Genomic DNA, 26,616 nt, shown 5'->3' with positions numbered 1-26,616 from the left:
ATCTCCAGGGCAGGTGTAAAGGGTACCCGCCCGAACGGCCTCTGCAGCTCCGGCTGTTCGGCCTCCGTCGAGTTCGCGGGCGGCTGGAAATTGCGGCGCAGATTATGGGCTCAAGCAGGTGACGATCGACATCCGCTTGGTGGAGTTCGCCGTCACGTGAGAGCCGCCTGGCAGCGCGTTGTCGCTGGATATTCACTCTGGGCACGCACAGTCGCGCAGGACAATGAAAGCCCCATTGAAAGGCATTCCTAAGCTGGCCAAAACGAATCCTCCAATCGTGCGGCGACTGAGTGCTGGACTGATTACTGGAGCCGCCGACGACGATCCCAGTGGCATTGCGACATACTCCCAGGTCGGCGCAGCCTACGGCTATGCAACCTTATGGACGGTCGTGCTGGCGCTGCCCCTGATGATTGCGATCCAGACGATCAGCGCGCGGATTGGTCGCGTGACCGGGGTAGGGATCGGTGCCAATCTTCGCAAGCACTATCCGCACGGGTTGGCGTATAGCCTGGTATTCGCGCTGTTGATTGCGAACGTGATCAATCTCGCGGCTGACATCGGCGCCATGGGGAGTGCCCTCAAACTGCTGATCGGGGGTCCGGCGCTGTTGTATACCGCCGGGTTCGCGCTACTTTCGCTGGCGCTGCAGGTGTTCGTCCCTTTTTCGTACTACTCGCCCATCCTCAAGGTGCTGACGCTCAGCCTCCTGGCCTACGTGGCAACCGTTTTCGCGATCCAGGTCCCGTGGGGCGTCGTGGCGAAGGGGGTTTTCTTTCCGCAGATCGCGTTCGATGCCAAATATGCGGTCGCCATTGTGGCTGTGTTGGGTACCACGATCAGTCCCTATCTCTTCTTTTGGCAAGCCGCGCAGGAAGTGGAGGAACTACGCGACACGAGCAACGAGCGCAAGCCGCTCAAGAACAAACCACGGCAAGGTCCGGACGCGCTACAGCGCATCGGTATCGATACGGCCGTGGGGATGGTTTTCTCGCAAATTGTGGCGTTTTTCATCATCGTCACGACCGCCGTGGTCCTCCACACGCACGGCATCACCGACATTAATTCTTCCGCCCAGGCAGCAGCCGCGCTGCGCCCGCTGGCCGGTCCGTTTGCTTCCGCGGTGTTCGCCGCAGGAATCATCGGCACCGGACTTCTCGCTGTGCCCGTATTGGCTGGGGCCGCGGCGTATGGCGTCGCTGACGCACTCGGAAGTCCCAGCGGATTGGAATGCAAGCCGCATCAGGCCAAGGTGTTCTACACGGTCTTGATCGTCGCCAGCGTGGTCGGAATGGCCCTCAACTTCGCCGCCATCGACCCGATCAAGGCGCTCTACTGGAGTGCGGTGATCAACGGGGTTGCAGCGGTACCAATCATGGTCGTGATCATGCTGCTCGGCACGAACCCGCGCATCATGGGCAAGTTCGTGCTTCCGCTTTGGCTGAAAATTCTGGGCTGGATCGCGACGTTGGCGATGGCTGTGGCTGCCATCATCATGTTCGCGACATGGGGGAAGTAGCGACTCGCTGCTGCAAGCGCATTCATTCGATTCCAGACATGGCCGTCGGCTCGTCAGTTCGGATCAGAGCAAAGTGGCCTGCGTGGTATCGGGCTGGCAACGCTGGGAACGAGAGATGCGCGATCGCGTACAGAAAACAGGCTTTGTCAGCTCGTTTCGTCTTTCCACATCAATGAGGCATCAAGCATGGCCATACGCCACAGAGAAAAACACCGTACCGAAAACAGCGGATGGCTGCGCGCAGCGGTATTGGGCGCGAACGACGGTATCGTGTCCACGGCGAGTCTGATGCTCGGCGTGGCCGCTGCTCACGGGACTCATGGCAACGTCTTGGTCGCGGGGGTCTCCGGCCTGGTCGCGGGCGCCATGTCGATGGCAGCGGGCGAATATGTTTCCGTGCACTCGCAGGCTGACACCGAACAGGCCGATCTCAAGCAGGAACGGGCAGAACTCCAAGCGGACGATAAGGGCGAGCACAAGGAACTGTCGGCGATCTACGTGGGCCGCGGCCTCGATCACGCGCTCGCGAAGCAGGTCGCCGACCAACTCATGGCCCACGATGCCCTGGGCGCGCATGCCCGCGACGAACTCGGTATCTCCGAAACGCTCAGAGCCCGTCCGATCCAGGCCGCGTTCGCGTCGGCCGGCAGCTTCACCGTGGGAGCCGCCCTGCCGCTCAGCGTGGCCGCCGTGGCTCCGATGGCGAGCCTCATCGTCCTCGTCTCCGGGGCTTCACTGCTCTCTCTCGCGCTCTTGGGTGCACTGGCGGCCCGCGTAGGCGGCGCAGGGGTGATGCGGGGCGCCATGCGCGTGACCTTCTGGGGCGCGCTGGCCATGGCCGTGACTGCGGGCGTCGGGGCCATGGTCGGGGCATTCCTGTGAGCGGCGCTGAATGAGGCAGGCGAGACGGCGTAACCTGCGCGATCGACCTGTCGTAGAGCCGGCCCTCAATCGGAATTTGCAGCGGCGACACTCGCTGGTTTCCGGCTGACCGACAAGCCCGTTTCAGCTGTGGCGCATGTGCCTCACAGCGTTCAGAGCCTGTCGATATCGCGCTCCCTGATCTTGCGCCGCTCTCGCCAAGCCTCGGCAGTTTGCGGCTTGACGAACAGCGCGATGATTTCGGCGTGCGCGTCCCGTACGGCGTTCTCGATGCGATTGATGCAGGCCTCGACCTGGGGAATGGTCAGCGCATCCTCGAATTCCGCACTCAATGCGGCGACCACCTGGTTAGGTCCCATCTGCATGGTGAGCACACCGTTGGCCTTGCGTACGCCTGCATCCCCTTGCGCGATCGCAAGAATGGACTCGTGAACTCTTGGGTGTGCCAGTTCGCCGATCAGCAGCCCCTTGCTTTCCCGCGCCAGCAGCATGGCCGAGACGGCGAGAACCGCAGCAATACCGATCGAAGCGGCGCCGTCCAGCCACGGTGCGTCAAATACTTGCGCACCCAAAATACCGGCGAAGGCAATCAGCAGGCCGATGAGCGCGGCGCTGTCTTCGAGCAGCACGCTAAACATGCTTGGATCCTTGCTCTGCCGGAACGCCTCGAAATAGCCCAGGCGCCCCTTGCGAGCGCGGAATTCGCGTAGCGCAATCGACCACGAGACGCCTTCGAAAACGACCGATATCCCCAACACGGCATAGCTGATCCAGTAGTGCTCGATCGGTGTCGCGGTGCGCAGATGCATCACCCCTTCGAACAAAGACACGCCCGCACCGACCGCCAACACCAGCAAGGCGACAACGAAACTCCAGAAATACAGCTCGCGCCCGTATCCGAATGGGTGGGTCTGATCCGGGGGCGCCTTCGCGCGATGCATGCCGTACAGCAGGAGCAGTTCGTTGACGCTGTCGACCAGCGAATGCACGCCCTCGCTCCACATCGCCGAACTGCCGGAAACCACGGCTGCGGCGAACTTGCTCATCACAATCAGCAGGTTCCCTGCAAGGGCCGTATACACCACGGCGCGGGAACCAGTCCATTCAGGCATCGGCGGTAACCCTATTCTGTGCCCGTCAAGCTTTCACAGGCTTTCAGTGAGGCTCCCCCACCAGGTTGTCCAGAATCAGCAAGATTGTCTTGCCCGTGTCTTTGACGGGGGACGCGAAACACTCAATCAGTCTCTCGTGGGTGAAGGCGAAGCTTCACCCTCACCCTGAGTGGCGTTCGGGATACCCCGTGGCGCCTAGCGGGCGTCCTTACAGGACATGAGCCGTGTCGGCGCCGAGCATTTTGAACCGCCCCGGGTTTTGAGGAGGCTCCAACCTTTGAGAAGATGGAGCCATGAACAAGACGAACAAGTTTTCCCCCGAAGTGCGCGAGCGCGCGGTACGCATGGTGCAGGAGCACCGAGGCGAGTACCCCTCGCTGTGGGCCGCAGTCGAATCCATGGCCCCCAAGATTGGCTGCGTGCCACAGACGCTGCTGGAGTGGGTCAAGCGCGAGGAAGTCGATACAGGCCAGCGCGACGGCCTGACGAGCAGCGAGCGTGAACGCCTCAAACAACTCGAGCGCGAGAACAAGGAATTGCGCCGGGCCAATGACATCCTCAAAGCGGCGAGTGCTTTTTTCGCCCAGGCGGAGCTCGACCGCCGTTTGAAGAGTTGAAGCGATTCATCGACCAGCACCGCCCCATGCACGGGGTCGAGCCCATCTGCAAAGTGCTGCAGATGGCCCCGTCGTGTTACTGGCGCCATGCCGCGCGTCATCGCAACCCCGAGTTGCGCAGCGCCCGTGCTCAGCGCGACGATGCGCTGGCTGCCGACATCCAGCGTGTGTGGCACGCCAACTGGCAGGTGTATGGAGCTGACAAGGTTTGGTTGCAGATGAACCGCGAGGGCAACCGGGTGGCGCGCTGCACGGTCGAGCGGCTGATGAAACGCCTGGGGCTGCAGGGTGCGCGGCGGAGCAAGAAGGTGCGAACCACGGTCCCCGACACTTGCACGCCGTGTCCGCAGGACCACGTCAACCGGGTGTTCAAAGCCGAGCGACCCAACCAGCTCTGGGTGTCGGACTTCACCTATGTGAGCACCTGGCAGGGCTGGCTGTACGTGGCGTTCGTCATCGACGTGTTTGCCCGACGCATCGTGGGCTGGCGCGTGAGCACATCCATGCAGACCGATTTCGTGATGGACGCGCTGGAGCAGGCTTTGTACGCGCGTCGGCCCGCTGCCCATGCCTTGGTCCACCATTCGGACAGAGGCGTGCAATACGTCAGCGTCAAGTACACCGAACGCTTGGCGCAGGCAGGCATCCAGCCCTCCGTGGGCAGCAAAGGAGACTCCTATGACAACGCCCTGGCCGAGACCATCAACGGGCTGTATAAGGCCGAATTGATTCACCGCCGCGGACCCTGGAAAACCAGGGAAGCCGTCGAACTGGCCACCCTGCAATGGGTGCACTGGTTCAACCACACCCGACTGCTCAAACCGATTGGGGGTATCCCTCCGGCAGAAGCTGAGGCAAACTACTGGCGCCAACAAGCCAGTCAACACGCCATTCCGGCATGACTTAAACCAACTAGCCTCCACGAAACCCGGGGCGGTTCATTTTGAAATCAAAAATCTAAAGATGATTGATTGGAGACACGAGATCACGCACGCATCTTGTCTCGCCGTGTGTTGGGGAGCTCGCTCACCGAGCCCTAGGTTTGTTGGCGGCCGTGTTCATGCCTGACTTTGCATGAAGTTGTGAGGACTGGTCCTTGGCGTCCCCTTTGGTCGTTGCTTGATGGGCAGTTTTTTCTTCTGGCTTGGCCTGTGCCATGGGTGTAAATTTGGCGGAACCCGCGCTTGTCGATATTGACTTCTCAGGCTGCACGGTCGTGGGTTTTGCGGAACCGCCATTGGCGGTTGTTTCGAGGGGCTTGTTCATGATGACCTTTGATCAACCCGTGCCCGCGATATTGCGAGGTGCCGGGGGACGAACCATCACAGGAAACCACCTCAGCGTCTGTATGGTGGCATACACAGAGCAACGGCATATTCCTGGCCGAGGCCATCACCAGCTTTCATTGCAAAACCGCATGGCGGAATTCGATTCCGTTTCTGAACTGTTTTTGCCGTGCAACAAGGAATCGCCATGAACCAAGCACAACACACCCATGATCTCATCGTGATCGGCACCGGCACAGCGGCAAACATCGTTGCGCGTGGTTGCCGCAGGGCTGGCTGGTCGGTCGTGGTGATGGACCACAGGCCTTTTGGTGGGACTTGCGTCTTGCGCGGTTGCGACCCCAAAAAAATGCTGATCGCCGCTGCCGAGGCGATGGACGGTGTACAGCGCATGGCGGCCATTGACGTGATTGGCGGTGAGGTTCATGTCAATTGGGCCGCGCTGCAGCACTTCAAGCGCGGTTTCACTGACCCGGTGCCCGCGCAGCGCGAAAAGGCGTTCGCCGAGTTGGGCATTGAGGCCTTGCATGGCCGGGCGCGCTTTATCGGCCGCAACAACGTCGACGTGGAAGGGCGTTTTCTCAGCGCTCGTCATATCGTTATTGCCAGCGGAGCAGAGCCCGTGCGCCTGCCGATTGAGGGTTTCGACAATCTGCTGCTCAGCGATGATTTTCTCAGTCTGGCCGCACTGCCCAGGCGGCTGATTCTGGTGGGCGGTGGCTACATCGCGTTCGAGTTCGCTCACCTAGCCAGCCGCGCTGGAGCGCAGGTCACCATCGTCGAACGTGATTCGCGTCTGTTGCCGGGCTTCGACCCCGATCTGGTCGACATGCTGATCGAGCGCACGCGTGCGCTGGGCGTACAGATCCATCTCGGGCATACCGTCAAGGCGGTACGCAAGCAGGGACATGATGTGGTGGTGGAGGCCGAAACGGCGCAGGGCTCTGTCAGTTTCACGGCGGACGCCGCAGTCCACAGCGGTGGGCGCGCCCCAGCTCTTGATGACCTGGGGCTGAACGCCGCCGGGGTCACGCACGCGCGAGGGCGGCTCATGCTGGACGCGCAATTCCGCAGCGTTTCCAACCCGGCAGTGTTTGCCGCTGGCGATGCGGCTGGGGGGCCTTTGCCGTTAACCCCAGTAGCCGCGCTGGAAGCACATGTGGTGCTCGACACCTTGCTTGGCAAGGCGGGCGCCACGGCGGACTACACCGGGATTCCCAGCGTGGTGTTCACCCTGCCGCCTCTGGCGCGCGTCGGCCTGCTCGAAGCGCAGGCGCGCGCGCAAGGGCTGGCGTTTCGCGTCAAGCACGAGCAAGTACCGAGCTGGTATACCGCGCAGCGCGTGAACGAGCGCTGCTATGGCTATAAGGTTCTGGTGGAGGAAGGCAGCGGGCGCTTGCTGGGCGCGCACATCATCGGTCCGCAGGCGGACGAGGTGATCAACCTGTTCGGCTTTGGAATGCGCAGCGGCCTGCCTGCCGATGCCATTCGTCATGCCATCTTTGCCTATCCAACGGCGGCGTCGGATATTGGATACATGCTGCCTTAGCGCTAGCGCAATGTTCTGTTCTTGCGTTACCGACCTTGCCCAGTCGGCGAATGTGACTTGGCACTGATGCGCAGCATCGACGAACTGCATCTGGAACAACCCATTGCCGTGGCGCGCATGCTGCGGCGCGAAGGCCATGGGATCGGCCGCCCGCATATCGGCACGCTGATGGCGCGCATAGGGGCCGAAATCACCTGGAACGACGCACTTGCGAGTGTTACCCAGTGGTCAAGAAGGAGTGCGATCGATCGTTGCTGATAACGATGGCATATGAGCGCTCCACATCGCAGGGGCTGGAAATATGCCTTGCTCTATGTGCTGTAGCGCACAGATTCGCATGGAGATGGCCGACATCATTCCAACATAGATGCTGACAAGTCTCCTCCCCGTTCTTTAATGGAGTCAGCATCTCTTCGGGCTCAATGCGTCCCCCACGCGGCGAGCCTTTCTTTTGCGCATAAGCGTGGAATAGCCGAGGAATGCGTAGAGTGAATTCACAACGCGCACAACCCCCAAGGTCGCTCGCTTCTTCAAGGCTGGTCGGCCTCGTGGCGCTGCTGTTGATGCTGATACTGCTGCTGTCGGGGTGTTCTGCTGGCGCGACACCGTGCACACCCAGGGTTCAACGATGAGCCCAATCCTTGGACCTTTGGACTCTAGATCCAATTGCTACGACAACATGGGGCGGCGCAGCACTGCCACGAATCACTGTCGGCAATAGCGATCTCTTGCATTTTTAATATGTAAATAATTGCATCTTATGTTCGGTAGTGCACGGAAAATAAAATTTTCGGATTTTATTCTGCATTCAGTGATGCGCTGATTGATTCGGGAAGCACGTCACATGATCAGGATTGGGTCATTGCAAATCAATGGCTTGTGGCATGTGAGATATCCTGGCATTGAATGCGTCAGCGCCTCGCAATTGAATACTTGGCAATAAAAATTCCGATCAGAAATATGGATTTCTCAATCTCATAACCTAGGATTATATGATGAATACCAATACCGCAAATAATAAATGGCTGCTAGCCGCGTGTTGCATGTCATTGATGGCCGTGGCGTCTAATGCCAATGCCCAGATGTCCGATCATGGCACCTCGATGGGACAGTCATCCTCCATGGGAAATAATTCCGCCACGGGACAGACCCATGCTAGGCAGGCACCAAACGAGAGTTCTGGTGGCTATATGGACAACTCGGCAATCACCATGAAAGTTAAAGCCATGCTGATGAAGGACGAATCGCTGAAGAGCTTGGATATTCATGTCACTACCAAGAATGAGGTTGTCACGTTGGCGGGTACGGTCAAGAATATGCATGAATCCGAGCGTGCCGTGCGTATTGCAAAATCTGTTGACGGTGTCAAGGCGGTTAAAAACAACATGAAACAAGAAGTCAAAAAATGAGCAATGTGTGATCGCTAGCAGGCCGTTGAAATACTTGTCTGACGCACGAGTTCCAGCCTCTGCAATCGCGTCATGGCGATCATCAGGTGCTCAATTTCTGAGCAAGCGAGGCGATTTCGTCCCGCACAGGTCGGCAGACGAGGCTGTGGGCGATCATTTCCAGGGTTTTTCCACGCATCACGCGAACTGCGGACGCAATGCGGCCAGGGAACGCAGCCGCGTGAGGTTGTAGGCCGCCATCGTCAAGGTCAACAGCTGGTCGACCTTCTCCAGCCCCTGCACCATGACCTGGCGGATCGGGCCGATCGTCTTGCCCCAGCCGAAGCACTGTTCGATTCGCTTGCGCTTGCGCTGGCTGACCGCGTAGCCGGCGTGTCGCGTCGTGCGGCCGTCGATTGCGCTGCCTCCGGTGCGCTTGGTGTTCTGCGCAACGTGCGGGGTGACGTTCATCGTGCGGCACGCCTTGACGAAGCCGCGCGTGTCGTAGCCCTTGTCGGCACCGACCGTGATCCGAACGTCGGGCTTGGCCACGTCCGACAGCATGCGCTGGGCGACATCGCGCTCAGCGTACCCATCGGCTGCGCTGGCCTGCACATTGACCACCAGGCCATGGCGGTTGTCCGTCAGCACATGCCCCAGGTCGCTCGGCAGCGCAGGCGCCGCGCTGCTCTTGCGATACAGCCTGCTCTCGGGATCGCTCGTCGAGGCGTGCGTGTCGTTGCTGCGCTTCTCGCCGTGCCAGTCCTCGGGCGGCCGGTTGTCGTCGCTGCCGTCCTTGCGCCGCACGCTCTTGTGGCTGGCCCAGGCCTGGATCAGCGTGCCCTCGACACTGAAGTGCTCACCCGACAGCAACCCCTTGCTGCCAGCCATCTCGACTGTCGCGTTGAACAACTCGGTGACCGCATCGAACTCGATCAACCGGTCGCGGTTCTTGCTGAACACTGCAGTAGCCCACACCGTGTCCTCGATCGACAGGCCCACGAACCAGCGAAACAACAAGTTGTAGGAGATCTGCTCGACGAGCTGGCGCTCGCTGCGCACGCTGTACAGCACCTGCAGCAGCATCGCGCGCATGAGCTTCTCGGGCGCAATGCTCGGGCGTCCGCCCTTGACGTCGGCCTCGACCATCGCCGAGAACTTGGCGTCCATCTGCGCCAGCGCCTCGTTGAGCCACTTGCGGATCGGGCGCAACGGGTGCGTCTGAGGAACAAACTCCTCCAGCTTCACCGTGCTGAACAACGCCTCGTTGTACGCGTCCGCTCCTCGCATCTCTCGCCTCTCACCGTTGGTCGTCGCTGCCACACATCCTCGTCGATCACGGCGCGGCGCGCCTTATCGGCAGTAGCGCGCTGATACATCTTTATGCCCATCGCGGTGTCAGGAACTTTAGCCTGTTCCGACCAATCCACTGGCAAGCATGCAAGGCAATTTGCCCGAGGTTCCGGTGTCGGTTGATTAGCGCTTGCTCGGGGCGACTCGTGCAATGCAGTTGTTTCCCCCTTCCACTCAGCCCAAAGGAACTTTACCCAGTGAAACATTGAACCGCCCCGGGTTTTGAGGAGGCTCCAACCTTTGAGAAGATGGAGCCATGAACAAGACGAACAAGTTTTCCCCCGAAGTGCGCGAGCGCGCGGTACGCATGGTGCAGGAGCACCGAGGCGAGTACCCCTCGCTGTGGGCCGCAGTCGAATCCATGGCCCCCAAGATTGGCTGCGTGCCACAGACGCTGCTGGAGTGGGTCAAGCGCGAGGAAGTCGATACAGGCCAGCGCGACGGCCTGACGAGCAGCGAGCGTGAACGCCTCAAACAACTCGAGCGCGAGAACAAGGAATTGCGCCGGGCCAATGACATCCTCAAAGCGGCGAGTGCTTTTTTCGCCCAGGCGGAGCTCGACCGCCGTTTGAAGAGTTGAAGCGATTCATCGACCAGCACCGCCCCATGCACGGGGTCGAGCCCATCTGCAAAGTGCTGCAGATGGCCCCGTCGTGTTACTGGCGCCATGCCGCGCGTCATCGCAACCCCGAGTTGCGCAGCGCCCGTGCTCAGCGCGACGATGCGCTGGCTGCCGACATCCAGCGTGTGTGGCACGCCAACTGGCAGGTGTATGGAGCTGACAAGGTTTGGTTGCAGATGAACCGCGAGGGCAACCGGGTGGCGCGCTGCACGGTCGAGCGGCTGATGAAACGCCTGGGGCTGCAGGGTGCGCGGCGGAGCAAGAAGGTGCGAACCACGGTCCCCGACACTTGCACGCCGTGTCCGCAGGACCACGTCAACCGGGTGTTCAAAGCCGAGCGACCCAACCAGCTCTGGGTGTCGGACTTCACCTATGTGAGCACCTGGCAGGGCTGGCTGTACGTGGCGTTCGTCATCGACGTGTTTGCCCGACGCATCGTGGGCTGGCGCGTGAGCACATCCATGCAGACCGATTTCGTGATGGACGCGCTGGAGCAGGCTTTGTACGCGCGTCGGCCCGCTGCCCATGCCTTGGTCCACCATTCGGACAGAGGCGTGCAATACGTCAGCGTCAAGTACACCGAACGCTTGGCGCAGGCAGGCATCCAGCCCTCCGTGGGCAGCAAAGGAGACTCCTATGACAACGCCCTGGCCGAGACCATCAACGGGCTGTATAAGGCCGAATTGATTCACCGCCGCGGACCCTGGAAAACCAGGGAAGCCGTCGAACTGGCCACCCTGCAATGGGTGCACTGGTTCAACCACACCCGACTGCTCAAACCGATTGGGGGTATCCCTCCGGCAGAAGCTGAGGCAAACTACTGGCGCCAACAAGCCAGTCAACACGCCATTCCGGCATGACTTAAACCAACTAGCCTCCACGAAACCCGGGGCGGTTCAGTTTGCCTTTGTCGCTGCATTTATCCTGCTCCAAAGTTCATGGGCACAAGCCCCGCGAGTGATTGAAGTGCGTAGCATGCATACGGTTGCGCAGACGCTGCAGCATCTGGAACGCGCGATCCTGCAACGTCATTTGCATATCGTGGCGGTCGTGGATCACAGCGGTTCGGCGCACGAGGCGGGGCTCAAACTCCGGCCTACCAAGCTGGTGATCTTCGGCAATCCCGCCTTGGGTACGAAGTTGATGCAGATGAACCAACAAGCAGGACTTGGTTTACCTTTGAAAATGCTGGTCTGGGAAGACGCTGAGCATCGCGTCTGGTTGGGCTACACCGACCCTGCTGTGTTCGCCCAGCGCTACGACATTAGTCCCTCGGCTCAGCCCATTCTGCTCATGACCAAGGCCCTGCATGCGATCGCTGCTCAAGCCGCTGGGGGCTAGGGCGCGAGGCGGCGGACCGCACCGCCGCGGCTCGTACCCAAGAATCAGCATCGGGTTGTTCTCGCTGGGGGCTCCACTCCACTGGCAACTCCAGCGTTCTACTAGCGTCACTAGAGCCAGAACCGCGAATGCGCAAGCGTGCGTTCGGCAGTGCGCGTAGGGCGAGAGCGGGCAACATTCTCGCCCTACTCGAATTCAAAGTTGTCGGCGGCTTTCCATGAGCGAACCGAACCGTTCAGCGGCCAGTCCGCTGCGTGTTCGGTAGGGCTTCCTTGCGTGGTGCGTTCCTTCCGGTGCCCGTGCAGGCAATATCTAAACATTACAGTTGGCTGTAAGATATCGCCTGCAACGAAAAGATATGGGAACAGGCATGAAGGCTCTCACCATTGGCAAGCTGGCTCGCAGCATGGGCTTGGCGACGGAAACCCTCAGGCATTACGAGCGGCTGGGGCTCATCTATCCCAGCCAGCGCAGTGCGGCCAACTACCGGCTGTATGGAGATGAGGCGGGCCAGCGCTTGCGTTTCATCAGGCGCGCGCAGGCGCTTGGGTTTTCCTTGCCCGAGATCCGGGAACTGCTCAGCTTGCATGCGGATGCCGATGCCGACATGGGCCGTGTGAAGGCCATCGTGCAGCAGCGCATGGCGCAAATCGACGCGCGCATGGCCGATCTGCAGCAACTCAAAGCGGGCTTGATGGCGCTGGCGTCGTCGTGTCCCGGCCATGGCGCCACGCAGGATTGCCCCATCCTGGCCGCACTCACGCGCGAACCGCAGGCTTGATCGGTCTACAGGAGCACGTCATGAGCGCGAATTCTTCCAAGATTGCGGGCGCCGGACCCGACACCCCGGCGCAGACGGACGCGGCGCCGGCTTGCGAGTTGCAGTTGGATATCGACGGCATGACCTGTGCCTCATGCAGCAGCCGCGTGGAGCGGGCGCTCAATGCCATGCCGGGTGTCCAGGCCACGGTGAATCTGGCCAGCGAGCGGGCGCAGTTGCGCTTCGACCCGGCGCGGGTGCAGCCCGCGCAACTGGTGGACAAGGTGCGCGAAACGGGCTACGGCGCACGCACGGCCGAGGCCGTGCTGCGCGTGGACGGCATGACCTGCGCGTCTTGCGTGGGGCGGGTCGAACGCGCGCTCAAGGCCGTGCCCGGCGTGCTCGATGCCAGCGTGAACCTGGCCACCGAGCGCGCCAGCGTGCGCTACATCCCGGCCAGCGTGCAGCCGCAGGCGCTGATCCAGGCCGTGGCGGATGCGGGCTATGGCGCCACCTTGCCGCAGGGCGATGCCGCCGCGCTGGAGGCCGACCAGGCCGAGCACAAGCGTCGCCAATTGCAGGCCATGCGCCGCGACGTGCTGCTGGCCGTGGGCCTGGCCGTGCCGGTGATGGTGCTGTCGATGGGCGGCATGGTGTGGCCAGCTTTTGGGCATTGGCTGGACGCCGCGGCACCCGCTGCCGTGCCGCGCTTCTGGGACTGGGTCCAGGCGTTGTGTACCAGCGTCGTGCTGTTCGGCCCGGGCCGGCGCTTCTTCCGCCCGGGCTGGGCCGCGTACCGGCATGGGTCGCCCGACATGAATTCACTCGTGGCCACCGGCGCGGGCGCGGCCTGGCTGTTCGGCATGGTGGTGCTGCTCGTGCCGGGCATGCTGCCGCCGGATGCACGACATGTGTATTTCGATTCCGCGGCCGTGGTGGTCGCCGCCGTGCTGTTCGGCAAATATCTGGAGGAGTTGGCCAAAGGTCGCACGGCGGGCGCCATCCGCGCCTTGGTGAAGCTGCAGGCCAAGGATGCACGGGTGCAGCGCGACGGCGCCGAGATCACCGTGCCCATCGTGGACGTGCGCCTGGGGGATCGGGTCGTGGTGCGGCCCGGCGAGCGCCTGCCGGTGGACGGCAGCGTGGTCGAGGGAAGCTCCTATGTGGACGAAGCCATGCTCAGCGGCGAGCCGGTGCCGGTGGCCAAGCGCAGCGGCGACAAGGTGCGCGCGGGCACGGTGAACCAGCAGGGCCTGCTGGTGGTGGAGGCCACCTCGGTGGGGCAGGGCACCATGCTGGCGCAGATCATCCGGCTCGTGGAGCAGGCGCAGGGCGGCAAACTGCCGATCCAGGGTTTGGCCGACCGCGTGGTGCGCGTCTTCACGCCGGCGGTGCTGGCGATCGCCGCGCTCAGTTTCATGGTCTGGCTATGGATCGGCCCACCGCCCGCCATCAGCCACGCCTTGCTCGCCGCTGTGGCCGTGCTGGTGGTGGCCTGCCCTTGCGCGATGGGCCTGGCCACCCCGGCCGCCATCATGGTCGGCACCGGACGCGCGGCCGAACTCGGCGTGCTGTTCCGCAAGGGGGAGGCGCTGGAGGCGCTGTCGCATGTGGACACCGTGCTGCTCGACAAGACCGGCACCGTGACGCGCGGCCGCCCCGCGCTGACCACGATCTGGCCCGCGCCCGGTTTCACCGCGCACGATGTGCTGCGCTGGGCCGCCGCCGTGGAAGCGGGCTCTGAACATCCGCTGGCCCATGCCGTGCTGCAGGCGGTACGCGAACGTGGGCTGGGCCAACCGGCCGCAAGCCAGTTCGCTTCCGCGACCGGCTACGGTGCGCAGGCGGTGGTGGACGGGAGTGTCGTGCATGTCGGCGCCTTGCGCTATGTCGTGCAGCAGGGCATCGACCCCGGGCAGGCCGCAGCGCAGGCCGAGCGCATGCAAGGCGAAGGCCAGACCGCGGTGTATGTCATGCGCGATGCGCAAGTCGCCGGTGTACTGGGTATTTCCGACCCCATCAAACCGGATGCCGCGGCCATGATCGCGGCGCTCCAGGGCCTGGGTTTGGGCGTGGAACTCGTGACCGGCGACGCCGCGCGCACCGCCCAGGCCGTGGCGCGGCAGCTCGGCATCGGCACCGTGCACGCCGAGGTTCTGCCCCAGGGCAAGGCGGAGGTTGTGAAGACGCTGCAGGCCCAGGGCCGGCGCGTGCTGTTCGCGGGCGACGGCATCAACGACGCTCCGGCGCTGGCGCAGGCCGACGTCGGCATGGCCCTGGCCAGCGGCACCGACATCGCCATCGAGGCCGCCGACGTCACGCTCACGCGCGGCGAACTGCCCGGCGTGCTCACCGCACTGCGCGCCGCGCGGCGCACCATGTCCACCATCCGCGGCAACCTGTTCTGGGCTTTTGCCTACAACGTTCTGCTGATTCCCGTTGCCGCCGGGCTCGGCGCGCCGTGGGGCGTGCATCTCAATCCCATGCTGGCCGGCGTGGCCATGGGGCTGTCATCGATTTTCGTGCTGGGCAACAGCATGCGCCTGAAACGTCTGCAGCCGTGGCAAAGTCCCGATGCGGCGGCGTCCCCTCGCCACGACGGCGCCAAGGGCGGCCCGGCTTTTCTCCCTCAATCCGTCTCGGAAAGGAACCCCACCATGCAAACCACCACGCTCAGCGTCACCGGTATGACCTGTCAGCACTGCGTTGCCGCAGTTTCCAAGGCATTGCAAGCCGTACCCGGCGTGCAAAATGCCCAGGTCGACCTCGCGCAGGGCAAGGCCGTGGTCGACGGGAACGCACCGGCGCAAGCCCTGATCGACGCCGTGACCCAGGCCGGCTACACCGCAAAAGCGCTGGCCTGAGGCCACGTTTCCAGGCGCGCGGGGCAATCCGAGCGCCTGCGGCCACTACACTTCACCGCGCCGGAAACCCGGCGAAAGCCGCTGGCTGCCCGTAGCTCAGTTGGATAGAGCAACAGCCTTCTAAGCTGTGGGTCGGGGGTTCGATTCCCTCCGGGCAGGCCAAAAAATGAATCAAAACAAAAAGCGGTGGATTTTTCGGGCAACGCGCATTCCTGAGCGTTCTTGGGCGGTCCTTTTCCCTTGCGGCCTTACTTGGCTTTCTTCGGGCGGCCGGTCTTGATCGACGGAACGGCGGCCAGCGCGGCGAGCAGTGCCGCATCGGTCTGTGCCGACAACAATTTGATGGCGGCTCGCAACACTTCGCTTTTCTTGGCCGGCTTGGCGAGTCGCACCGAGCGTTCTTTCAAGGCGCCGAGCACGGCGTACTCCGCACGCGGAATCGTGAAACTGTCGCGGACCAGTTTTTGTTTGGCTGGCTTGGCCGCTGCGTCCGCGGCGGTCTGGGCTTGTCCGGCAGTTTGGGGCGGGGGCGTCTTGGCCGGATGCGCGGAGACCTTGTCTTTGGCGGCCAGAGCCTTCTTGGCCGGCGAGGATTTGACGGCGGGGGTTGATGGTCCGGCAGCGCGCTTGCGCGCAGCTGCCGCGCGAACGGGCGTTGCGGCCTTGGCCGCAAGGGTGGCGGGTTTCTTGGTCATCGCACGGGTGGGTGTCATGGAAATCTCCTGAAACGGAATAAACCGTATAAACAGTATAGACGCCGTGGCATGAACAGTCGCGCCGCCACGGCGAGCGTCGATGAATGGGGCGTTCGGGGGCATGCTTCACGGTGGAATGTCATACTCCACCCCTCAATGAGCCGGGCAGCCCCGGCCACGTCCGCAAAGACGGCGAGCGGGCAGGGCGGCTTCGAAGCTCAGTTTCGGCGTTCTGCGTCTGGCACGATGACTGGCCTGGCGGCGCTCGCACGACTTTTCTCTGACCCGGATTCCTTTGACCACATGTTGTTCGCAACGCGAACTCGGCGCACCGTCATCAACCTTGCCTTGCAGGGCGGGGGCGCGCATGGCGCTTTCACCTGGGGGGTGCTGGATCGGCTGCTGGAGGACGGCCGCCTTGACTTCGAGGGCCTGAGCGGGTCGAGCGCCGGGGCCATGAATGCAGTGATGCTTGCCGAGGGGTTGCGGCGCGGCGGGCGCGACGGCGCGCGCGAGCTGCTTTCGACGTTCTGGACCCGCATCGCCGCCAGTGTGCCCATCGGCTTCGCCGTGCCCATGGACGATGGCTCGGGAGTCGCCTTGGCGCCAACGGCCCGCCTCATGCTGCACTGGGCGCAGTTCGTCTCGCCCTATCAGTTCAACCCCCTCAATCTCAACCCGTTGCGGGACCTCCTGGCCGATCTGGTGGACTTCGAATGCCTGCGAAGGACCAAAACGCCGCGCCTGTTCGTCGCCGCCACGCGCGCCGAGACGGGCGGGCTGCGATTGTTCCGCAACCACGAACTCGACGTGCCGCCGCTGTTGGCGTCGGCCTGCCTGCCCAATCTGCAGCATGCGGTGGAGATCGACGGCGATGCCTATTGGGACGGCGCCTTTGCCGCCAATCCTGCCATCTTTCCCCTGTTCTACGAATGCGCCAGCCGCGACACCTTGCTGGTGCTGCTCAGTCCGTCGAAGCTGGGGCCGGCGCCGCGTACCGTGCAGGGCATCCGGGAGCGCACCATGGAACTGGCCTTCACCGCGCCGCTGATGCGCGAGTTGCACATGTTCAGCCGGGCACGAGCCTTCGCCGCCGCGTCGCTGTGGCGTTTCGGCCGCCTGGACAGGCGCATCATGCAGTCGCGCTTCCACCTGATCGACGCGCATGCGTCGATGGGCGAGTTCGCCGCGGAAACCAAGCTGGCGCCGCACATGTCCTTCCTCGTGCGCTTGTATGAGCTGGGCGTCGAACAGGCGCAGACGTGGCTTGCGCTGCATGGCGACAAGATCGGCAAGCAGTCCAGCCTCGACCTGTCGGCCTTGCTCGAGCGAAGCTAGGGCCGCCTGTTTCGGCGCTGAATGCGCTCTGCGCCCGGCCCAGCCGCCCTGTGTGCTGACACGCCAAGCCGGCCCGCGGGCGATGCGTGGAGAATACGCACCAGGGAGGGCGGGGCAGCGAAGTTGACCCAGATCGCAGCGGGGTGGCCTTGTCAATCCGGACACAGCACGCAAATAGAAGAACGCAGCATCCTCCACGAAGGGCGAAACGAGAGATGAGGTACAAGGACTACTACCAGGTGCTCGGCGTCGAGCGCGGCGCCAGCGTCGACGAGATCAAGCGCGCCTACCGCAAGCTGGCGCGCAAGTACCACCCGGACGTGAGCAAGGAGTCGGGGGCCGAAGAGCGTTTCAAGGAACTCGGCGAGGCCTACGAGGTGCTCAAGGATCCTGAAAAGCGCGCCGCCTACGATCGGTTGGGGTCGCGTTACCAGGCCGGGCAGGAATTCCAGCCCCCGCCGGACTGGGGCAGCGGCTTCGAGTTCTCCGGTGCGAGGCCGGCGGGCGGCCGGCGCATGGACGCCGAGGAGGCCGCGGCGTTCAGCGACTTTTTCGAGTCGCTGTTCGGCGGCGCGGCGCGGGGCAACGGCTTCGAGGCGGGCGCGGGGAGGCAGTCCCGCGCCGCGCCCGCGGCCGACCACCACGCGCGCATCCTCATCGACATCGAGGACGCCTACACCGGCGCCGAGCGCAACATCACGCTGCAAAGCCCGACGCAAGATGCCTCGGGTCGCGTGGTCATGCGCGAGCGCAGCCTACGGGTGCAGATTCCGCGCGGCGTGCGCGAGGGCCAGCGCCTGCGCCTGGCGGGCCAAGGTGCGCCGGGGGCGGATGGCCGCAGCGGCGACCTCTACCTGGAAATCCAGTTCAAGCCCCATGCCTGGTATCGGATGGTCGACAAGGATCTGTACCTCACGCTGCCCGTGGCGCCCTGGGAGGCGGCGCTCGGCGCGCAGCTGACCGCGCCCACGCCGGCGGGCAAGGTGGAGGTGAGCATTCCGGCCGGCTCGCAGACCGGGCGCAAGCTGCGCCTGCGCGGCCGTGGTCTGCCGGCTGCGGAACCGGGCGATCTGTACATCGAACTGAAGGTGGTGCTGCCGCCGGCCGAGGACCCGAAGGCCGCGGAGCTGTATCGCAAGATGGCTGCCGAATTGCGTTTCAATCCACGCCTGCATCTGGGGGTTTGAACCATGATTGCCACCGTCCTGAAAAGCTTTCCCATGGACGACAGCGTTCTGCTCAGCCTGCAGGACATCACGCGGGGCTGCGCCCAGCCCGAGACCTGGGTGATCGAACTGGTGCAGGCGGGCATTCTGGAACCGCTGCCGGCGCAGACCGCGTCTCCGTCGGAATGGAGATTCGCGTCGCAGGCGCTGTTCACGGCGCGCGCCGCGTGGCGCCTGCAGCATGACCTGGGGGTGAATCTGGAGGGCGCTGCCTTGGCGCTTGATCTCATCGGCCAGTTGGACGAACTTCGTGCCAAGCTGGTGCGCGCCGGTGTCGAGAACGACTGAGCGTCCCCAGGGCCGGGCTGCGCCCAGCCCGCCCCCGTGGGGGTCAACGAAACTTGGGACGGCCCGGCCTTTCCTTGAGAGGCCGGCGCTGTGGACGCGCCCTAGGTTCCGAGCGCTTCGAGCAGCTCGTTTTCCACGGCGATGACCGTGCGTTCGTTGCTCAGGGCCGGGGACTGGAGCACGAAGGTGTCCTCGACGCGTTCGCCCAGGGTCATGATCTTGGCCAGCTGGACGCTGATGCCGCGCGCGGTCAGCACGCGGGCGATGGCGTAGAGCAGGCCGGTGCGGTCGCTGGCGCGCACGCTCAGGATCCAGCGTTGGCCGCGCTCGTCGGGACGCAGTTCCACGCGCGGCTGCACCGGGAAATGGCGCACCCGGCGCGACACCCGGCCGTGCACCGGCTCGGGCAAGGGCCCGCGCGCGGCCAGGGTGCGGGCCAGTTCCACTTCCAGCATCGAGATGAGGTCGCGGTAATGCTGGGCCAGATTGGGTTCCACCACGACGAAGCTGTCCAGCGCCCAGCCGTTGCGGGTGGTGTGGACCTTGGCGTCGAGAATGCTGAAATTGTGGGTGTCGAAGAAGCCGCAGATACGCGCGAACAAATCGGGCTGGTCGGGGCAGTACACCAGCACCTGCAGGCCCTCGCCATAGGGTGCCAGGCGGCCGCTGACCACGGGCACGCTGCTGCCCGTGTGGCGCATGAGCTGGCGCGTATGCCAGGCCACGTCGGCAGGGTCGTGGCGCAGGAAATAGCTGGAATCCAGCGTGTCCCACAGCGGCTTGGAACCTTGTTCGTCGATGCCGTAGAGGTGGAGCAGGCGATGAGCCTCCATCTGGCGCTGGCGCAGTTCGGCCTGCGGGTTCGGCGCCTGGCCGCCGAGCACGCGCAGCGTGGCACGGTACAGGTCCTCCAGCAGTTTGGCTTTCCAGCCGTTCCAGACCTTGGGGCTGGTGCCCCGGATGTCGGCCACGGTCAGCAGGTACAGCGCCGTGAGGTGGGGTTCATCGCCCATGAGGCGCGCGAAGCGCAGCACGACCTCGGGGTCGCTGAGGTCTTCCTTCTGCGCCACGCGGGACATGGTGAGGTGCTGTTCGACCAGGAAGGCGACGAAGGCGGTGTCTTCCGGGCTCAGGCCGGTGGCCTTGCCGAAGCGCCGCACCTCGGTGGTGCCGAGCACGGAGTGATCGCCTCCGCGACCTTTGGCGATGTCGTGGAACAGCGCGGCCAGCACCAGGCGCCAGGGCTTCTCGATGCCGGCAGCCAGCTGGGCGCAAAACGGATATTCGTGGGCGTGTTCGAGGACGAAGAAGCGCCGCACGTTGCGCACCACCATCAGGATGTGCTGGTCCACCGTATAGACATGGAACAGGTCGTGCTGCATCTGCCCGACGATGCGGCGGAACGGGCGCAGATAGCGCCCAAGCACGCTGGTGCGGTTCATCAGCCGCAAGGCGTGGGTCGCCCCCTGCGGCGACTGGATGATGCGCAGGAAGGCGGCGTGGCTGCGCGGGTCGCGGCAGAACGCCGTATTCATGCGTTCGCGGGCGTGGTAGAGCGCGCGCAGCGTGGGTGCGGTCAGGCCGCGAATGGCGGGCGCGTGCGTGAACACGACGAAGGTTTCCAGGATGGCCGGAGGATCGCGCTCGTAGAGTCCGAGGTCGGCGGGCTCGAGGCGCCCGTCCTTGTCGAGAAAGCGGCCGTCCTCGACGCCTTCGATGCCCGTGATCGGGGTTCCCGGCTGCGCCGCGAGTTCAGGCCAAAGCCGGCCCTCGATGGTCAGGAGCACGATCTGGTTGAGCTGCTCCACGGCCTTGGCGGCCCAGTAGTAGTGCTGCATCAGCGCCTCGCCGGCGCGTTTGTTCGGTTCGGGCCTGAGGCCCAGCGTGGACGACACGGTGTTCTGCAGATCGAACACCAGCCTGTCTTCGCGCCGGCCGGCCGCGATATGCAGATGCGCGCGGATGCGTTTGAGCGTGCGCTCGTTGGTCTGGATCTTGCGCGCCTCGTAGGCGCTCAGCACGCCGCTGCGGCGCAGTTGCTGCCAGTTGCCGCCCAAGCCGGCGGCGCGCGCCACCCACAGCAGCATTTGCAGATCGCGCAGGCCGCCGGGACTTTCCTTGCAATTGGGTTCCAGCGCGTAGGGCGTGTTCTCGAACTTGGCATGGCGCTGGCGCATTTCGAGCATCTTGGCGCGGAAGAAGGCGCGCGCTTCCAGGTGGTTCTTGAAGGCCTTGCGGAAGCGCCGGATCAGCACGGCATCTCCGCACAGCGCGCGGGATTCGAGCAGGGTGGTCTGCACCGTGACGTCCTGCGCCGACTCCTCGATGCAGGCCAGCACGGTGCGCACGCTGGGCCCGATCTCCAGCCCGGCATCCCAGCATGCGGCGACGAAACGCTCGACGGCCTGCTGGGTGCTCGCGTCGGCGGCGTCCGGCAGCAGGATGAGCACGTCGACGTCGGAATAGGGGAACAGCTCGCCGCGCCCGAAGCCCCCGACCGCCATGAGCGCCGCGTCGGCCGGCATGCCGGCCAGAGTCCACAGCTCGCGCAGGGCCAGATCCACCGCACGGCTCAGGCCGCGTAGAAGCTGGCTGATGCGCTGGGGACGGGTCTTGAAGTCGCCGAGCAGTCGTTGTCGGGCTTCATGCCAGAAACTCCGCACCCCGGCGATGTCGCGCGCCGGCAATTCGGGCCGTATTCGGCCTGCTTCGGTCGGCAGCGGCGGAGCCGCTTGGGCGGAACTGGAGGATGCCAAGGACTGCTTAGGCCGTGGTGGCGAGTTCGCGCACGAATTCCGGCGGGGCAGGCGTGCCGGCGGACACGGTGAGCACCTCGTAGCCGGTTTCGGTGACGAGCACGGTGTGTTCCCACTGCGCCGACAGCGAGCGATCCTTGGTGACGATGGTCCAGCCGTCGGGCATTTCGCGAATCTCGCGCCGTCCGGCGTTGATCATCGGCTCGATGGTGAAGGTCATGCCGGGCCGCAGCTCTTCCAGGGTGCCGGGGCGGCCGTAATGCAGGACCTGGGGATCTTCGTGGAATTTGCGGCCGATGCCGTGGCCGCAGAATTCGCGCACCACGCTGTAGCCGGCAGCTTCGGCAAAGGTCTGGATGGCGTGGCCGATGTCGCCGAGGCGCACCCCGGGGCGCACGCGCGCGATGCCCTGCCACATGGCTTCGTAGGTGATCTGGCACAGGCGCTGCACGTGGGTGGGCACCTTGCCGACGATGAACATGCGGCTGGTGTCGCCGTGGTAGCCGTCCTTGATGACGGTGACGTCGATGTTGACCACGTCGCCGTCCTTCAGCGCGCGGTCGTTCGGGATGCCGTGGCACACCACGTGGTTGACCGAGGTGCAGATGGACGCGGGATAGGGGGTGTAGCCCGGCGGGGCGTAGTTCAGCGGCGCGGGAATGGCCTTTTGCACACCGACGATGTAGTCGTGCGCCAGGCGGTCGAGCTGCTGCGTGGTGACACCGGCCTTCACGTGGGGCGTGAGATAGTCCAGAACTTCGGAGCCGAGCCGGCCGGCCACGCGCATCTTGGCGATGTCTTCCTGGTTTTTGATGGAGATGCTCATAGTGCGGGCGATTATCTCACCGGCCACGCCGGACGGCATGCCCGGCGGCGGTGGCCGCGTTCGCGTCAGGGTGTCGCCATCTAAAATGCGCGCTTCGCAAGCCGCCACGGGTGGTCAATCTGCCGCCGGTGGCATGGCCCAGGCGTTCCCGGCCTGGCGCTTGCGCGGTGTCCACGTCTTTCCCGCATCCCATTCCCGCCTGCGCCTTCCATGCACATTTCCACTTTCGACGGCGCACAAGCGCTGTCGCCATTTCGTCGTCAGGCCCTGATGCTGCGCCTGCGGCAGGCGCAGCCCGCGCTGGCCGCGTCCATCGTCGACATCCATGCGCGCTTCGTGCACTTCGTCGCGACCGATGCCGAGCCCGCCCCCGAGCTGCACAACCGCCTGGGCGGCCTGCTGCGCTACGGACCCTCGTACGACGGCCCGCTGCAGGGGCCGGCGCTGCTGGTGATCCCGCGCCTGGGCACCATCTCGCCCTGGGCCAGCAAGGCCACCGACATCGCGCACAACTGCGGGGCCGAGGTGCGGCGCATCGAGCGCGGGGTGGAATACCGTTTCGTGCTCAAGCCGGGCGGGCTGTTCGCCAAGCTTGCGGCCCTGAGCGAAACCGAACTGCTGGCGGTGGCTCCGCTGCTGCACGACCGCATGACCGAGACCGTGGTGCTGCAGCGCCAGGAGGCCCACCGTCTGTTCGCCGACCTGCCCCCGCAACACCTGCGCACGGTGGACGTGCTGGGGCAGGGGCGCGCGGCGCTGGAGCAGGCCAATGTGGAGCAGGGCCTGGCCTTGTCGGCGGACGAGATCGCCTATCTGGTCGACGCCTTCGCCGGGCAGTTGCGCCGCAACCCCACCGATGTCGAGCTGATGATGTTCGCCCAGGCCAACAGCGAGCACTGCCGGCACAAGATTTTCAACGCCCAGTTCGTCATCGACGGCCAGCCGCAGCCGCTGTCCATGTTCGGCATGATCCGCCACACCCACGCCACCAGTCCGCAGGGCACGGTGGTGGCGTATTCGGACAATTCCGCCGTGATGCAGGGCGGCGAAATCCAGCGCTGGCAGCCGCAGGGCCCGCAGCATCGCTACGCCGCCGAACCCGCGCTGGCGCACACGCTGATGAAGGTGGAGACCCACAACCACCCCACCGCCATTTCGCCGTTTCCGGGTGCGGCCACCGGGGCGGGCGGGGAAATCCGCGACGAAGGCGCCACCGGGCGCGGCGGCCGGCCCAAGGCCGGATTGAGCGGCTTCCACGTGTCGAACCTGCGGCTCGACGCGGCGCAGCCCGAGCCGTGGGAACGAACGGAAATCGGCCGCCCGGCCCACATCGCCAGCCCGTTGCAAATCATGGTGGACGGGCCGATCGGCGCCGCCGCCTTCAACAACGAATTCGGCCGCCCCAATCTGGCCGGCGTGTTCCGCGTGTTCGAACAGCCCGCCGCCGGGCGCACCTGGGGTTACCACAAGCCCATCATGCTGGCGGGCGGCCTGGGCGAGGTGGCCGACGCGCATACGCACAAGCTGGAATTCGCGCCGGGAACCCTGCTGATCCAGCTCGGCGGCCCCGGCATGCGCATCGGCGTGGGCGGGGGCGCGGCGTCGAGTCTGGCCACCGGCGCCAACGCCGAGCACCTGGACTTCGACTCCGTGCAGCGCGGCAACCCGGAGATGCAGCGCCGCGCGCAGGAGGTCATCGACGCCTGCCGCGCGCTCGGCGCAGCCAACCCCATCCTGGCCATCCACGACGTCGGCGCAGGGGGGCTGTCCAATGCCTTTCCCGAACTGGTGGACGGCGCTGGGCGCGGCGCGCGCTTCGAATTGCGCGACGTGCCGGTGGAGGAAAGCGGCATGAGCCCGCGCGAGATCTGGTGCAACGAGAGCCAGGAGCGCTACGTGCTGGCCATCGCCCCCGAAGCGCTCGACGATTTCGCCGCCATCTGCGCGCGCGAGCGCTGCCCCTATGCCGTGGTCGGCCGGGCACAGGCCGAACCGCAGCTGCAGGTGGGCGACGCGCTGCTGCCCGAGCAGCCGGTGGACATGCCGCTGTCCGTGCTGCTGGGCAAGCCGCCGCGCATGGTGCGCGACGTGCAGCGCGTGCCGGTGCAACTGCCCGACGTGGACCTCACCGGCGTGGCGCTGGACTGGGCCGCCACCACGGTGCTGCGCCATCCCAGCGTGGCGTCCAAGCGCTTTCTCATCACCATCGGCGACCGCACCGTCGGCGGGCTGTCGCACCGCGATCCCATGGTCGGCCCGTGGCAGGTTCCGGTGGCCGACTGCGCCATCACCCTGGCCGACTATGCCGGCGTGCGCGGCGAAGCCATGGCCATGGGCGAGCGCACGCCGCTGGCCGTGAGCGACGCCCCCGCCTCGGGCCGCATGGCGGTGGCCGAAGCCATCACCAATCTGCTCGCCGCACCGCTGGCCAGCCTGGCTCAGGTGAAACTTTCCTGCAACTGGATGGCCGCCTGCGGCCAGCCGGGCCAGGACGCCGCGCTGTACGACACCGTGCATGCCGTGGCCATGGAGTTGTGCCCGGCGCTGGGCATCGGCGTGCCGGTGGGCAAGGATTCGCTGTCCATGCATACCCGCTGGCAGCACGGCGGCGAGGATCGCAGCGTGACCTCGCCGGTGTCGCTGGCGGTGTCCGCCTTCGCCGTGCTGCCCGACGTGCGCGGCGCCTGGACACCGCAACTGCGCCGCGACGCCGGCCCCAGCGTGCTCATCCTGGTCGATCTCGGCCACGGCCGCCAGCGCATGGGCGGCAGCATCCTGGCGCAGGCCCTGCAGCAGGTCGCTTCGCCCGTGCCGGACCTGGACGACGCGCAGGACCTCCTGAGCCTGACCGCCGCGCTGGCCGCGCTGCGCGAGCACGGCCGCGTGCTGGCCTACCACGACCGCAGCGACGGCGGCCTGTGGGCGGCCGTCTGCGAAATGGCCTTCGCCGGGCGCGCCGGCGTGGCGCTGAACCTGGACCTGCTGATCGCCGCCGCCGAGGCGCTGCCCGACGCGGGCGATGCCAAGAACTGGGCGGCGCAGGTCGCCGAGCGGCGCAACGACCTCGCCCTGCGCGCGCTGTTCAACGAGGAACTCGGCGTGGTGTTGCAGGTGGCCGCCGCCGAGCGCGACCGCGTCTTGCAGACGCTGCGCGCGCACGGACTGTCGGCCTGCAGCCATGTCGTCGGCCAGGTCACCGACGGCGACGCCATCGAGATCTGGCGCGACACGCAGAAGGTGTTTGCCGCCTCGCGCGCCGACTTGCTGGCGCATTGGGACCATGTTTCGCACGCCATCAGCCGCCTGCGCGACAACCCCGCCTGCGCCGAGGCCGAGCACGAGGCGGTGCGCGGCGCCGACGCCGGACTGCACGCGCACCTCACCTTCGACCTGCACGACGACGTGGCCGCGCCTTTCATCGCCACCGGCGCGCGGCCCAAGGTCGCCATCCTGCGCGAGCAGGGCGTCAACTCGCAGCGCGAAATGGCCTGGGCGATGGACCAGGCCGGCTTCGACGTGTTCGACGTGCACATGAGCGACCTCATCGCCGGCCGGGTCGACCTCAAGGACTTCCGTGGTTTCACCGCCTGCGGCGGCTTCAGCTATGGCGACGTGCTCGGCGCCGGCGAGGGCTGGGCGCGCAGCATCCTGTTCAACCCCAAGCTGGCCGACGACTTCGCCCGCTTCTTCGGCCGCGGCGACACCTTCGCGCTCGGCGCCTGCAACGGCTGCCAGATGCTGGCCGCCCTCGCGCCGATGATTCCCGGCGCACACGCCTGGCCGCGCTTCACGCGCAACCAGTCCGAGCAGTACGAGGCGCGCCTGAGCATGGTCGAGGTGCTGCCGTCGCCGTCCATCTTCTTCAGCGGCATGGCGGGCAGCCGCTTGCCGGTGGTGGTGGCGCACGGCGAGGGTCGCGCCGACTTCTCCCAGCAGGGTGACGCGGCCCAGGTGCATGCCGCGCTGCGCTTCGTCGACGGCAGCGGCCGGGCCACCGAGGCCTACCCGTTCAATCCCAACGGCAGCGCCGGCGGCCTGACCAGCGTGACCACGCCCGACGGCCGTTTCACCGCGCTGATGCCCCACGCCGAGCGCGTGTTCCGCGGCCTGCAGTTCAGCTGGTGCCCGCCCGAGTGGGGCGATGCATCGCCCTGGATGCGCATGTTCCGCAACGCCCGTGCCTGGTGCGCCTGA

Annotated in this window: 19 protein-coding genes, 1 tRNA gene, 1 pseudogene and 2 other annotated features; of the genes and pseudogenes, 15 read left to right on the top strand and 6 right to left on the bottom strand. The window is 65.1% G+C overall.

The features are described 5' to 3' along the window. Positions 1–223: 223 nt before the first annotated feature. Positions 224–1,519: an NRAMP family divalent metal transporter gene (locus tag THIARS_RS17770; RefSeq protein WP_094162038.1), complete on the top strand. Its 1,296-nt coding sequence runs from the start codon at positions 224–226 to the stop codon at positions 1,517–1,519. Between the two features lie 186 nt (positions 1,520–1,705). After that, positions 1,706–2,401: a VIT1/CCC1 transporter family protein gene (locus THIARS_RS17765; RefSeq protein WP_094162037.1), complete on the top strand. Its 696-nt coding sequence runs from the start codon at positions 1,706–1,708 to the stop codon at positions 2,399–2,401. Positions 2,402–2,553: 152 nt separating this feature from the next. Here THIARS_RS17765 and THIARS_RS17760 read toward each other — a convergent pair whose 3' ends face one another. Further along, entirely contained in the window at positions 2,554–3,513 is a 960-nt protein-coding gene (locus THIARS_RS17760; protein WP_094162036.1) for a cation diffusion facilitator family transporter, read from the bottom strand. A 293-nt stretch (positions 3,514–3,806) separates the two neighbouring features. Here THIARS_RS17760 and THIARS_RS17755 point away from each other — a divergent pair. Then, positions 3,807–5,032 (top strand): IS3 family transposase gene (locus THIARS_RS17755; protein ID WP_094159366.1). Its coding sequence is split into 2 segments (ribosomal slippage): positions 3,807–4,086 and positions 4,086–5,032, totalling 1,227 coding nucleotides; the frame shifts between segments, so codons are not numbered across the junction. Further along, positions 4,085–4,201: a sequence feature (AL1L pseudoknot), on the top strand. (Overlaps the previous gene by 117 nt.) 124 nt (positions 5,033–5,156) lie before the next feature. On the opposite strand, the gene THIARS_RS18465 is transcribed toward THIARS_RS17755, so the two are convergent. Then, on the bottom strand, positions 5,157–5,396 hold the full coding sequence (locus tag THIARS_RS18465; protein ID WP_141202462.1) for a hypothetical protein: 240 nt from the start codon (positions 5,394–5,396) through the stop codon (positions 5,157–5,159). A gap of 207 nt (positions 5,397–5,603) precedes the next feature. On the opposite strand from THIARS_RS18465, the gene THIARS_RS17750 reads away from it, so the two are divergent. The 3 genes and pseudogenes from THIARS_RS17750 (at position 5,604) to THIARS_RS17740 (ending at position 8,374) form a co-directional block, all read left to right on the top strand. After that, positions 5,604–6,965 (top strand): dihydrolipoyl dehydrogenase family protein, encoded by a 1,362-nt coding sequence (locus THIARS_RS17750; RefSeq protein ID WP_094162035.1) that lies wholly within the window; start codon positions 5,604–5,606, stop codon positions 6,963–6,965. A 27-nt stretch (positions 6,966–6,992) separates the two neighbouring features. Further along, a pseudogene (locus THIARS_RS19045) lies at positions 6,993–7,154 on the top strand (IS3 family transposase); the annotation flags it as partial. 806 nt (positions 7,155–7,960) lie between these two features. Continuing rightward, positions 7,961–8,374: a BON domain-containing protein gene (locus THIARS_RS17740; protein ID WP_186436739.1), complete on the top strand. Its 414-nt coding sequence runs from the start codon at positions 7,961–7,963 to the stop codon at positions 8,372–8,374. Positions 8,375–8,551: 177 nt separating this feature from the next. On the opposite strand, the gene THIARS_RS17735 is transcribed toward THIARS_RS17740, so the two are convergent. Next, on the bottom strand, positions 8,552–9,643 hold the full coding sequence (locus THIARS_RS17735) for an IS5 family transposase (protein ID WP_094162032.1): 1,092 nt from the start codon (positions 9,641–9,643) through the stop codon (positions 8,552–8,554). A 319-nt stretch (positions 9,644–9,962) separates the two neighbouring features. Between THIARS_RS17735 and THIARS_RS17730 the strand changes: the two genes are divergently transcribed. From THIARS_RS17730 to THIARS_RS17710, 5 genes are all read left to right on the top strand, one after another. After that, positions 9,963–11,188, top strand: a protein-coding gene (locus tag THIARS_RS17730) for an IS3 family transposase (protein WP_094159366.1) whose coding sequence is annotated in 2 segments (ribosomal slippage) — positions 9,963–10,242 and positions 10,242–11,188 — 1,227 coding nt in all. Because the reading frame shifts where the segments join, the coding sequence is not laid out codon by codon here. After that, positions 10,241–10,357, top strand: a sequence feature (AL1L pseudoknot). It overlaps the preceding gene by 117 nt. Before the next feature lie 115 nt (positions 11,189–11,303). Continuing rightward, positions 11,304–11,669, top strand: coding sequence for a DUF302 domain-containing protein (locus THIARS_RS17725; protein ID WP_094162031.1), 366 nt, complete (start codon positions 11,304–11,306; stop codon positions 11,667–11,669). Positions 11,670–12,039: 370 nt separating this feature from the next. After that, positions 12,040–12,450 carry a heavy metal-responsive transcriptional regulator gene (locus tag THIARS_RS17720; RefSeq protein ID WP_094162030.1) on the top strand — a complete coding sequence of 137 codons (411 nt, stop codon included), beginning with the start codon at positions 12,040–12,042 and terminating at the stop codon, positions 12,448–12,450. Positions 12,451–12,470: 20 nt separating this feature from the next. Continuing rightward, positions 12,471–15,293: a CopZ family metallochaperone gene (locus tag THIARS_RS17715; protein WP_141202461.1), complete on the top strand. Its 2,823-nt coding sequence runs from the start codon at positions 12,471–12,473 to the stop codon at positions 15,291–15,293. Between the two features lie 85 nt (positions 15,294–15,378). Then, positions 15,379–15,455, top strand: a tRNA-Arg gene (locus THIARS_RS17710). 86 nt (positions 15,456–15,541) lie between these two features. Here THIARS_RS17710 and THIARS_RS17705 read toward each other — a convergent pair. Further along, on the bottom strand, positions 15,542–16,111 hold the full coding sequence (locus THIARS_RS17705) for a hypothetical protein (protein WP_342747772.1): 570 nt from the start codon (positions 16,109–16,111) through the stop codon (positions 15,542–15,544). 180 nt (positions 16,112–16,291) lie between these two features. On the opposite strand from THIARS_RS17705, the gene THIARS_RS17700 reads away from it, so the two are divergent. The 3 genes from THIARS_RS17700 to THIARS_RS17690 all read left to right on the top strand — a co-directional run bounded on the left by THIARS_RS17700 (position 16,292) and on the right by THIARS_RS17690 (position 18,840). Further along, a complete protein-coding gene (locus THIARS_RS17700; protein WP_094162028.1) occupies positions 16,292–17,326 on the top strand; it encodes a patatin-like phospholipase family protein in 1,035 nt (344 codons plus the stop codon). Positions 17,327–17,541: 215 nt separating this feature from the next. Beyond that, positions 17,542–18,513 carry a DnaJ C-terminal domain-containing protein gene (locus THIARS_RS17695; RefSeq protein WP_094162027.1) on the top strand — a complete coding sequence of 324 codons (972 nt, stop codon included), beginning with the start codon at positions 17,542–17,544 and terminating at the stop codon, positions 18,511–18,513. 3 nt (positions 18,514–18,516) lie between these two features. Continuing rightward, a complete protein-coding gene (locus THIARS_RS17690) occupies positions 18,517–18,840 on the top strand; it encodes a chaperone modulator CbpM (RefSeq protein ID WP_094162026.1) in 324 nt (107 codons plus the stop codon). A gap of 101 nt (positions 18,841–18,941) precedes the next feature. Here the strand turns inward: THIARS_RS17690 and THIARS_RS17685 are convergent, their stop codons facing one another. Then, the gene (locus tag THIARS_RS17685; protein WP_094162238.1) at positions 18,942–21,539 is read right to left on the bottom strand and encodes a [protein-PII] uridylyltransferase; all 2,598 of its coding nucleotides are present in this window, start codon (positions 21,537–21,539) and stop codon (positions 18,942–18,944) included. 64 nt (positions 21,540–21,603) lie between these two features. After that, positions 21,604–22,422, bottom strand: a complete 819-nt coding sequence (map, locus tag THIARS_RS17680) for a type I methionyl aminopeptidase (protein ID WP_094162025.1) — start codon at positions 22,420–22,422, stop codon at positions 21,604–21,606. A gap of 210 nt (positions 22,423–22,632) precedes the next feature. Here map and purL point away from each other — a divergent pair, with 210 nt between their 5' ends. Then, complete coding sequence (purL, locus tag THIARS_RS17675) at positions 22,633–26,616, top strand: phosphoribosylformylglycinamidine synthase (protein ID WP_094162024.1); 3,984 nt, start codon at positions 22,633–22,635, stop codon at positions 26,614–26,616.

Origin of the sequence: Thiomonas delicata (assembly GCF_900088825.1) — a bacterium.
Classification (GTDB): domain Bacteria; phylum Pseudomonadota; class Gammaproteobacteria; order Burkholderiales; family Burkholderiaceae_C; genus Thiomonas_A; species Thiomonas_A delicata.
Note: the sequence above shows the minus strand (reverse complement) of the source record. Positions and strands in the feature narration are given on the sequence as shown.

Bases quoted from the DNA above. Each gene is read 5' to 3' on its own strand.
- THIARS_RS17770 (WP_094162038.1), top strand. From the start codon at position 224: ATGAAAGCCCCATTGAAAGGCATTCCTAAGCTGGCCAAAACGAATCCT.
- THIARS_RS17765 (WP_094162037.1), top strand. From the start codon at position 1,706: ATGGCCATACGCCACAGAGAAAAACACCGTACCGAAAACAGCGGATGG.
- THIARS_RS17760 (WP_094162036.1), bottom strand. From the start codon at position 3,513: ATGCCTGAATGGACTGGTTCCCGCGCCGTGGTGTATACGGCCCTTGCA.
- THIARS_RS18465 (WP_141202462.1), bottom strand. From the start codon at position 5,396: ATGAACAAGCCCCTCGAAACAACCGCCAATGGCGGTTCCGCAAAACCC.
- THIARS_RS17750 (WP_094162035.1), top strand. From the start codon at position 5,604: ATGAACCAAGCACAACACACCCATGATCTCATCGTGATCGGCACCGGC.
- THIARS_RS17740 (WP_186436739.1), top strand. From the start codon at position 7,961: ATGAATACCAATACCGCAAATAATAAATGGCTGCTAGCCGCGTGTTGC.
- THIARS_RS17735 (WP_094162032.1), bottom strand. From the start codon at position 9,643: ATGCGAGGAGCGGACGCGTACAACGAGGCGTTGTTCAGCACGGTGAAG.
- THIARS_RS17725 (WP_094162031.1), top strand. From the start codon at position 11,304: ATGCATACGGTTGCGCAGACGCTGCAGCATCTGGAACGCGCGATCCTG.
- THIARS_RS17720 (WP_094162030.1), top strand. From the start codon at position 12,040: ATGAAGGCTCTCACCATTGGCAAGCTGGCTCGCAGCATGGGCTTGGCG.
- THIARS_RS17715 (WP_141202461.1), top strand. From the start codon at position 12,471: ATGAGCGCGAATTCTTCCAAGATTGCGGGCGCCGGACCCGACACCCCG.
- THIARS_RS17705 (WP_342747772.1), bottom strand. From the start codon at position 16,111: ATGCCCCCGAACGCCCCATTCATCGACGCTCGCCGTGGCGGCGCGACT.
- THIARS_RS17700 (WP_094162028.1), top strand. From the start codon at position 16,292: ATGTTGTTCGCAACGCGAACTCGGCGCACCGTCATCAACCTTGCCTTG.
- THIARS_RS17695 (WP_094162027.1), top strand. From the start codon at position 17,542: ATGAGGTACAAGGACTACTACCAGGTGCTCGGCGTCGAGCGCGGCGCC.
- THIARS_RS17690 (WP_094162026.1), top strand. From the start codon at position 18,517: ATGATTGCCACCGTCCTGAAAAGCTTTCCCATGGACGACAGCGTTCTG.
- map (WP_094162025.1), bottom strand. From the start codon at position 22,422: ATGAGCATCTCCATCAAAAACCAGGAAGACATCGCCAAGATGCGCGTG.
- purL (WP_094162024.1), top strand. From the start codon at position 22,633: ATGCACATTTCCACTTTCGACGGCGCACAAGCGCTGTCGCCATTTCGT.